The organism is Aeromonas sp. PrichA-15, from assembly GCF_017939245.1.
GTDB lineage: Bacteria > Pseudomonadota > Gammaproteobacteria > Enterobacterales > Aeromonadaceae > Aeromonas > Aeromonas caviae.
Window position 1 is genome coordinate 52,691 of sequence record NZ_JAGKRH010000315.1, and the last position, 7,646, is coordinate 60,336.

A 7,646-nucleotide genomic window follows, 5' to 3' on the forward strand; every position below is an offset into this window, starting at 1 on the left:
TCCTCCTATCCATTCTGTTCATTTGTAGCGACGGTCCAGCGATAGCCACCATGGGTTGCCTGAGAGTTGTTCAGGCACCGGGTGATGCTGACCCGCACAAACCCGCCTGTTCGTTCCGCCTCGACAATGCTGTCGAACCTCACAATCTGCTGCTCGTCGTTGATGCCGATCACTGGCGTTTTGTGCCATTGCGGATCCCGCACTTGGTCCACGAAGAGGCGGCGAGTGTGCCGCCCTCTGCCGTTCTCCCCGACCATGCAAAAGTGCTCAACCCGGGTGGTGAAGCGGGCCTCCCTGTGTATCTGGCCCATCACGATGCTGGCCTTGCTGACCGTGAGGGAGAAGGCCGCTGCCACCTCTGCGCTGATGGCGCCGCCGGTTCGGGCATGAACCCACTCGGCAACCTCCTGAATGATGCTCATGCTGCCCTCCTGATCTGAAGGTGCTTGTACGGGTTATTGGCTCTGGCGATGGCCGCCATCGGCGGCGGGCTGACGCTGTTGCCTACCATCAGCACTTGATCGGTGATGGAGAGCGGGGTGCCATCGTGACCACGGTCATGGATGTAGTGGCGAGGCATGCCCTGGCAGCCATAGAGCTCCTTCGGTACCAACATGCGCAGGCCGATATCCACGATCACCCAGGTGGTGCCGCACCAGGTAACGGTCACCAGTGCCAACCTGTCCTTGGTGGTGATGGTGTGCATCGGCTCAGTGACGGCCCCCCACTGCCCACCGCTCGAGTAGTAGCGCATCAGGAAGGCGCTGACCCGCAGGGCCCCGGCTTCTTGCTCCGGTGTCAGGCCGCACTCACCCGGGGTCGCCATCACGGTCTGCACCAGGGCGTGGTGCTGACCCGCTGAAACGATGGTGGGGAGCTGGCTCTCAGGAGTGCTCGGCGGCAGGTTCTTGCGCAGGTGCACCATGAAAGCGGAGGCCAGTTGCTGCTGGCTGCCGCTCGAGGTGATAGTGCTGCATGGATCAGCCACGGATCTGGCTGGCACGGTGTTAAACCCGCCGTTGGCCTGCACCATCAAGGGGGCTGCCAGCATAGACTTGCCACCGCCGCCGGCCATGATGGCCGCAGCGGGCTCATCGACCCCGTGCTCGCCCCCTTTACCAAAGTGGCGCACCACCAGCGGGGCCAGACTAGGGTTGCATAAGGCGAACGCACCGCCCTTGGGCCAGCCGGTGATGGTGCGCAGCGGGGCGTCAACCGAATCGACACCGCGCCCTGACCAGTTGGCCAGCTCAATGATGAAGGGCTTGGGATTGGTCAGCACCTCGCGGATCACCCCGATTGCCACGCGCTCCAGGGTCGCATCGGCCAGCGGGCGTTTGACGTTGAGCCCCTGTGCCCGGGCTTCTTCCTTAGTGAGGAAGATGCTGGGGCAGGGGATAGACCAGTCGATGTGATCCGCCGTCACTCGGTATGGCTTGAGGTCACTGCCTGGTGCCGGGGCCTTGCAATGCGTCGGAGCGGGCCAGCAAACGGGCTCCCCGTCCCGGCGGGCAACGAGGTAGAGGCGCTGGCGGCTGGTGGCCGCACCGTAATCGGCTGCATTCTTGACGGTATGGTCAAGCTCATACCCCATGCGCTCGATGCTGGCCAGAAAGCGGCGCCAGGTCTGGCCTGCCCGCTTGGGATCCGGTACCAGGTATTGCTGCTGGCGTGGCACCCGTTCTCCTGGCTCGGCGATATGCTGTTCGATCTTGGTCTTCTTGCCGCGCTGAACCTCGACCAGCTTGATGACCCGGCCAGTGGTCTTGTCCCGCTTGGCGACGAGGGGCCCCCAGGTGCGCATCTGCTTGACGTTCTCCATGGAAAGCACTGCAGGTTTGCTCAGGGCCAGCCACTTGGTGATCACCCAGGCCAAGCTGCGGATCTCCTGCTTGCGCGGCTGACCGCCGGCGGCCTGTGAGTGGTGGGTGCAATCCGGGCTGGCGTGCAGCCAACCGACCGAGCGCCCTGCCAGCACAGCAACCGGGTTCACGGCCCAGATATCCTCCTGCAGGTGCAGGGCCTCCGGGTGGTTCGCCTGATGCATGGAGAGTGCCTTGGGGTTGTGGTTGATGGCGATGTGCACCGGGCGCCCCAGCCCACGCTCTATCCCCGTGCTGGCGCCACCGCCGCCAGCGAACAAGTCCACGTTGATGGCAAACTCCAGATTGAGCGGGGCCCCGGTCACCTTGGCCCTGACGGCGCGGGAGCGGCGAAGTGATTTGCTCATGCGGCCTCCCCATCATCCAAGGTCAATGGCAGTTGATCGTGAGCCAGACCCAGCAGGTGTTTGGCCATTTGGGTCGCAGCCTTGAGCATGGGCTCTTGGTCAATCCTTCCATCCTGCAGATCGCGGATGTAGCCAGCCAGCAGTCGAGTGTTGGCCGGGGTCAGCAGGTCAGCCTCATCAATCTGGTAGATGACCGACTTGATTGCCGGGTGCTGCTGCCAGTCGTGCAGGGGTTCTATCTCAGGGGGGGTGGCTGGTGGATTTTCCAGCTCGGTCGCCGCTGCGGCATTGGTCGCGTCATCACCGGCCACTGGCGGCTCCCATGTTGTTGATTCGGCCGCTACAGGCGGAACCTGCTTTACAGCCGGGGCCAGCCTGGGGGCGGCGTTACGGATAACGTGATCGGCGGCCAGGGTGAGCTCTACCGCCTGGCGGTGGATCATGTCGAGGATGATGGTGCCGGTGGTGATGAGGTCGTCACGGCGCAGGCGTGCCTCGGGGCGGCGCTCGCCCTGCCAGCCGGCGTCGAAGATCACCACGGCTGAGGCAAAGCCGCTGGAGCTGGGCTTGTCCTTTTTGGGATCGCGAGGCACGTACCAACTCGGCACCTCAAAGCCGATACGGCCGCTGATGAACTGGATAAAGTCGGCATCTTCCGGCCACCAGGTTTCGCTGGTAGCGGCCTTGATGAGCAACATGATCTTGGCGCCCAGCGCCCGTTGCTCGCGGCAGTAGTTGAGGATGGCCTCCATCCCGGTGATGGGATTTCCCTCGCTATCCGTACATGGGCGCGAGTAGGGCGGGTTGGCGTAGGCAGCGCCCCCCAGGCGGCGCAGGTGGGCGGCCAGCTCCTGGGTGAGGGCGTTGTCTTCGGCATCGTAGTAGTGCGGTACCAGGTGGTTGCAGTCGTCGGCAAACATGTCGAGCACCACCGGCCCCAGGGTGGGGGCGAACTGGTGGAACAGGCCCCAGGCCAGCGCCTTGGGGGTCTGCCATTGGTCGCCAATCTGCTTGAGCTCGTGGTCAGGCTGGGCCTGCAGTTCGGCCAGCGCTTGGGCGTAGTGGTTCATGCCGCGACCTCGGGGCTGGTTGGGTACCAGGCAAAGCCGTCTTCGGCCTGGCGGATAACCTTGCCGCACTTCATTGCGAGGTGGAACTCGGCGGTGGCGCCCTGGCTATCGCGCCAGCCTGGGAGCATGACCAGCTCGTCGGCGAGCATGACCATAGGCAGGCAACAGGCCATGTACTCGGCTTGGTTCAGGCCCTCGGGGAGGATGGCAGGGTTGAGCGGGATATGGCCGCGCTCACGCTGGTGGTTGGCCTCGGCATGGAAGGCGGGGCGGTTGCAGTCAGGCATGCCGGACATGGGGCCGGCGATGTAGATGCGCTTGTGATGGTGTTGGTTCGACATGATTCATCCCGTTCACTGTTGTGTACGAGATAAAGTACATTTTGTATTTTATGTGGTCAATACAAATTGTACTTTTTGGTCTTGAAAGAAGACAATAAACCCACCATTATGGTGGGCTATAACTTGGATGAGGCTTTGAAAATTCAGCTAGGCTAAAACAAATTGAGCTTTCAGCGCACGCAGTAAGTCATAGATATCGATACATGGGACCCCGAACTCTTTACAGATATTGGGTATCTTCACCTTCTTGTTCTTCGGGTCGATGACCAATTTTTCATGAGTGACAACGGTAGCGCCGAGAGTTTTTGCCTTGGCGATCAACCATGGGTCTGCTTTACCCAAGAACAGATCTCGGTTCGCATGGTTGTAATTTCCCGCCATCACCTTTTCGAATATTTGGCCAGCATATTTTTGCGTTTGCTCATCGTCGTTGGGGACGAAATGGTGAGGGCGATCGTTAACCCATGCCGCCAGTTCATCATCCCCTGCCCGAAGCTCTTGGCCGATCATCTCAACGCTGCCAACAACACCAAGCATGAACTGTTGCTCCAGCCAACTCCAGAATGCTGGGCAAAAATCCATATGATAGTGAAAGTTTTTGGCTTGTATGTAGCTATTCGAATCAAGTAAATACTTCACTTCAGCCCCTCAGCAAAATGAGCCACCTTGCTTGGTTTTATTCCACCGAGAAGGTTGCTCGCATCCCTTAACAACAACTGACCGCTAAGCGCTTCATTAGTAACCGCTTTGGCAAACTGCTTGCTGATTTGAGATCGTTTGACGACGTAATAATCAGGCCCACTCGCGGGCTTGGCTCTGCTCTTATGAAGCTGGCGAAGCTGGTATGTGTAAGCGTTGTATTCATCTTGGTTTATGTAGCCAAGGGTAAGCGCGCGACGTGCTAGAACCCAGGTACTAACATGAAAAATCGCCTCTAAATCTGGAAGGTTTTCACGCCAGTCCTCTCGGTCTGGGTTCCATTCTTTGTGAAACTCGATTGCCGGAACGAGGAACTCTGCTGCCACTGCATTGCAGAGAGTTTCTTCTGGGTGATGACTAGACATTCCACCATCAGAGATACCTGTTTGCCCAATCCAAATATGACAGAGCTCGTGGAGTAGAGTGAATAATTTGGCGCCAGGGGAGTCATTATCGTTGATGAAAATGAGGGGGGCGTATTCATCGACTAACGCAAAGCCTCTGAACTCTTCGACAGATAGCGGTCGGGTGAAATGCCCCATATCCGCTTGGCGCATGACGAGGATGCCGATCTGCTCAATACGCCCTACCAGCTCACGATAGTAATCTTCCCAAGAGCCCTTGGATGGGCGCGCAACGTACCCCAGTTTGTTGCGAATATCTTTAACAATAGCATCTGCTTGTCGGCGGTCGGAGAAGCTGCCGACAATAGGGTTTGGCTCGGCGAATTGTTGCTTAAGATGATCCCGATACCATTCCTGGCGGAACTGCATCAGCTTAATCAAATCTTTCAAATTGGCGCTGGCAGAGTGAAGTACTTGGCTGTCAACCGTTCTGAGGTCGGGAATGGACAACTCGTCTACTGGCGGTCGCGCTAGGAATAGGTAACCAAATGGGATGTGTACTTTGCTTGCATAGGTCATCGCTTGCTTGAAGGTGATACCCCGTATGCCTGTTTCCCATTCAAGCAAGCGGTCTTCAGATACGCTGCATTTTTTGGCCAATTCAGATACAGAAAAGCCTGCGCGCTCTCTCGCCCACACCAGCATTTCCGTCTTGATGCTTGCCGTTGTCATCTTTGTTTGACCTTGCTTATCTCAATTTTTCCATGATTGTAGAGAGGCTAACGTTCTATCGCCTGTCGCAAAAGACAATTTTGCGAACCTAGCGACGTTTTCTGCGGCGTCTGTGTTCGACCATGGTGCCGATGATCTGAATATGCTGGCGATCCGAGCGCATGGTAGGGAAGTCATCGTTAAGCGGAACTAACTCAAAGACCTCCTGACCGTCTTCACCAATACCGCGGGGGCGGTACTTCTTGAACGTTGCCGCTTCCTCACCGTTCTTGGCCACTACAAAGTCGCCTGGGTGAGGGTGCTCGTCGGGGTCGATTAGAACCACATCCCCTTCGACAAACTCCGGTTCCATCGAATGACCTTTTAGCTCAATGGCAAAGGCACGATCACCCAGCTCTAGGTCGGTGGTTATATGGATCAAGTTGCCATCGCACTCGCGAATTTCACTGGTCTCTGTCCAAACTCCTGCTTGCACATAAGTAAGTACTGGGATGCGGCGAGTATCTGGTGGGGCTACCTCCATGTTCTGGTTTTCGTCCACGATAGTCCCGTCAACGCCGATGTTGATGTTCTTCAGCTCAAGCGCAGCCATGATCTGCAGGATGATGTCCATAGATGGCTCGCGACGCTTGTTAAGCCAATGACCAATCGCACCCTGAGTTACCCCTAGCTTTTCAGCCAGTTGCTCTTGAGTGATTCCGAGTTTCTTCATCCGGCTCTTGGCCAGACTGTGCCATGTCTCATTTTTCATACTGAAAATATTACGTTGTGTATTTTTACTGGCAACACACAAATTGTCATGGCTACAAAACGTGGTATAGTACATATCGTATTTATTTGGTTGTATGAAATGGAGTCACTCATGAACAACATTAAGGCACTACGAGACAAAGCAGGCAAAACGCAATCTGATTTAGCTGCTGTGCTCGGCATTACGCAGGGCGCTGTTGCTCATTACGAAAGGAGTCGCCGTAAACCCGGGCTGAGCACATGCCGCAAGATCACTTCAGCCATCAATAGCTGGGGGATTGACTGTTCCATCAACGATGTTTTCCCACCCGAAAGTTGATGAGAACCATCATGACAAAACCCACCAGAACAACCACGAGAGTGAAGCGGGAACACTCCCACCTTTCTGACCCCATTGACGCCGCTTATCAGCTGAGCCGCCGGTACAACATCACCGATCTGGCCCGCCTGATGGGCTCCAAGCGCCCGACCACCCTGAACAACAAGTTCAATCCTGCTTGCGAAGACCACCACCTGACCCTGTCCGAGGCGATGGCGGTGACCGAGCTGACCGGTGATAACGCCATCCTGCAGGCCTGGGCGCTGGCCCGCGGCCATACGCTGGTGGCCCTGCCGGATAGCACGGTGACCGAAGAGGAGCTGGCCGACCAGGTGATGCTGGTGGGTGAGGTGGTTGCGGCGGTGTTTGGTGAGTTGCGTGAGGCAAGGCAAGACGGGGTGATTGACCCCATTGAGCGGAAGGCTATCACGGCGGCAGTGCACCGGGCCATCAAGGAGCTGCTGAGCCTGGAAGAGTCGGTAGCCAGTCAGGTGCGCCCGTTCCCGGGGCCACATGCACAAGGAGAGAAGTGATGAAGGAAGCACAAAAAAAGTGGGCCGGCGCTGCGGTAACAGCCCGACCCGAGGTCCATTTTCGCGGAGAAAAGAACGTGGAGAAGCGTACCCAACAATCGCCGAGGGCGCAAGGCAGTCGCCGCGCGTGCATCCCGCCCATGTTGCCGAAGCTGGTGGTGGGCACCCGGGGGGCCTTTCTGGTCTACAGCGGGTTGCGCATCCCGGCCACGGCCGAGCAGGTGCAACGCCATCTGGCCTGTTTGCAGCAACACCTACAGGAGGTGGCCCATGCATCCTGAGCTGTTTATCGAGCGCAATGTGGCGCAGATCCTGACGGCGGGGGGATACACCCCGGATGTGGTGCACACCGCAACCCAGGCGGCCCTGCGGCATTTTCGCACCACGCCGTGCTTTGCCAAGGGGCAGGCCTTTGCCAAGTGTCTGGCGGAGGGAAAGAAGATGGCCAAGTTGCTGCAACGCAAGCTGCGCCAGCAGGAGAAGGACGCCAAGAAGGCGGCCAAACCGACGCGAGTGAAGAAGGTGAGCCATGGGTGAGGTAGTCAGACTGGCGGCCCCGGTGGCCGCCCCTGTTTCGCGAGGATGCAATGTGGCCGACAACCGTCGCAGTGGGTTTGTCCTGCTGTAC

General features: G+C 58.0%; 11 protein-coding genes. 4 read left to right on the top strand and 7 right to left on the bottom strand.

Annotated features, from left to right (window positions below):
- Window positions 1-5: 5 nt before the first annotated feature.
- From J9889_RS22210 to J9889_RS22240, 7 genes are all read right to left on the bottom strand, one after another.
- The gene (locus J9889_RS22210; RefSeq protein WP_210558218.1) at window positions 6-422 is read right to left on the bottom strand and encodes a hypothetical protein; all 417 of its coding nucleotides are present in this window, start codon (window positions 420-422) and stop codon (window positions 6-8) included.
- On the bottom strand, window positions 419-2,230 hold the full coding sequence (locus J9889_RS22215; RefSeq protein ID WP_210558220.1) for a DNA cytosine methyltransferase: 1,812 nt from the start codon (window positions 2,228-2,230) through the stop codon (window positions 419-421). Before J9889_RS22215 ends, J9889_RS22210 begins: the two co-directional genes overlap by 4 nt.
- Window positions 2,227-3,300, bottom strand: coding sequence for a phage N-6-adenine-methyltransferase (locus tag J9889_RS22220; protein ID WP_210558222.1), 1,074 nt, complete (start codon window positions 3,298-3,300; stop codon window positions 2,227-2,229). The genes J9889_RS22215 and J9889_RS22220 overlap by 4 nt, the downstream gene beginning before the upstream one ends.
- On the bottom strand, window positions 3,297-3,641 hold the full coding sequence (locus tag J9889_RS22225) for a DUF4406 domain-containing protein (protein WP_210558225.1): 345 nt from the start codon (window positions 3,639-3,641) through the stop codon (window positions 3,297-3,299). The genes J9889_RS22220 and J9889_RS22225 overlap by 4 nt, the downstream gene beginning before the upstream one ends.
- A gap of 147 nt (window positions 3,642-3,788) precedes the next feature.
- Window positions 3,789-4,280 (bottom strand): DUF4411 family protein, encoded by a 492-nt coding sequence (locus tag J9889_RS22230; RefSeq protein ID WP_210558227.1) that lies wholly within the window; start codon window positions 4,278-4,280, stop codon window positions 3,789-3,791.
- Window positions 4,277-5,416 carry an XRE family transcriptional regulator gene (locus J9889_RS22235; RefSeq protein WP_210558229.1) on the bottom strand — a complete coding sequence of 380 codons (1,140 nt, stop codon included), beginning with the start codon at window positions 5,414-5,416 and terminating at the stop codon, window positions 4,277-4,279. Before J9889_RS22235 ends, J9889_RS22230 begins: the two co-directional genes overlap by 4 nt.
- Before the next feature lie 88 nt (window positions 5,417-5,504).
- Window positions 5,505-6,242, bottom strand: a complete 738-nt coding sequence (locus tag J9889_RS22240; protein WP_246878164.1) for a S24 family peptidase — start codon at window positions 6,240-6,242, stop codon at window positions 5,505-5,507.
- A 36-nt stretch (window positions 6,243-6,278) separates the two neighbouring features.
- On the opposite strand from J9889_RS22240, the gene J9889_RS22245 reads away from it, so the two are divergent.
- From J9889_RS22245 to J9889_RS22260, 4 genes are read left to right on the top strand one after another with little or no spacing between them, the layout of a single operon-like run.
- Window positions 6,279-6,485 carry a helix-turn-helix transcriptional regulator gene (locus tag J9889_RS22245; protein ID WP_210558231.1) on the top strand — a complete coding sequence of 69 codons (207 nt, stop codon included), beginning with the start codon at window positions 6,279-6,281 and terminating at the stop codon, window positions 6,483-6,485.
- 11 nt (window positions 6,486-6,496) lie between these two features.
- Window positions 6,497-7,018 (top strand): phage regulatory CII family protein, encoded by a 522-nt coding sequence (locus J9889_RS22250; RefSeq protein WP_244812967.1) that lies wholly within the window; start codon window positions 6,497-6,499, stop codon window positions 7,016-7,018.
- Complete coding sequence (locus tag J9889_RS22255) at window positions 7,018-7,299, top strand: hypothetical protein (protein WP_246878165.1); 282 nt, start codon at window positions 7,018-7,020, stop codon at window positions 7,297-7,299. The genes J9889_RS22250 and J9889_RS22255 overlap by 1 nt, the downstream gene beginning before the upstream one ends.
- Entirely contained in the window at window positions 7,289-7,555 is a 267-nt protein-coding gene (locus tag J9889_RS22260; RefSeq protein WP_073349941.1) for a hypothetical protein, read from the top strand. The genes J9889_RS22255 and J9889_RS22260 overlap by 11 nt, the downstream gene beginning before the upstream one ends.
- The last annotated feature ends 91 nt before the right edge of the window (window positions 7,556-7,646 follow it).

Excerpts from the sequence above, each read along its gene's own strand:
- J9889_RS22260 (WP_073349941.1), top strand. The coding sequence starts at position 7,289 with ATGCATCCTGAGCTGTTTATCGAGCGCAATGTGGCGCAGATCCTGACG.
- J9889_RS22240 (WP_246878164.1), bottom strand. The coding sequence starts at position 6,242 with ATGTACTATACCACGTTTTGTAGCCATGACAATTTGTGTGTTGCCAGT.
- J9889_RS22210 (WP_210558218.1), bottom strand. The coding sequence starts at position 422 with ATGAGCATCATTCAGGAGGTTGCCGAGTGGGTTCATGCCCGAACCGGC.
- J9889_RS22235 (WP_210558229.1), bottom strand. The coding sequence starts at position 5,416 with ATGACAACGGCAAGCATCAAGACGGAAATGCTGGTGTGGGCGAGAGAG.
- J9889_RS22245 (WP_210558231.1), top strand. The coding sequence starts at position 6,279 with ATGAACAACATTAAGGCACTACGAGACAAAGCAGGCAAAACGCAATCT.
- J9889_RS22255 (WP_246878165.1), top strand. The coding sequence starts at position 7,018 with ATGAAGGAAGCACAAAAAAAGTGGGCCGGCGCTGCGGTAACAGCCCGA.
- J9889_RS22220 (WP_210558222.1), bottom strand. The coding sequence starts at position 3,300 with ATGAACCACTACGCCCAAGCGCTGGCCGAACTGCAGGCCCAGCCTGAC.
- J9889_RS22225 (WP_210558225.1), bottom strand. The coding sequence starts at position 3,641 with ATGTCGAACCAACACCATCACAAGCGCATCTACATCGCCGGCCCCATG.
- J9889_RS22250 (WP_244812967.1), top strand. The coding sequence starts at position 6,497 with ATGACAAAACCCACCAGAACAACCACGAGAGTGAAGCGGGAACACTCC.
- J9889_RS22215 (WP_210558220.1), bottom strand. The coding sequence starts at position 2,230 with ATGAGCAAATCACTTCGCCGCTCCCGCGCCGTCAGGGCCAAGGTGACC.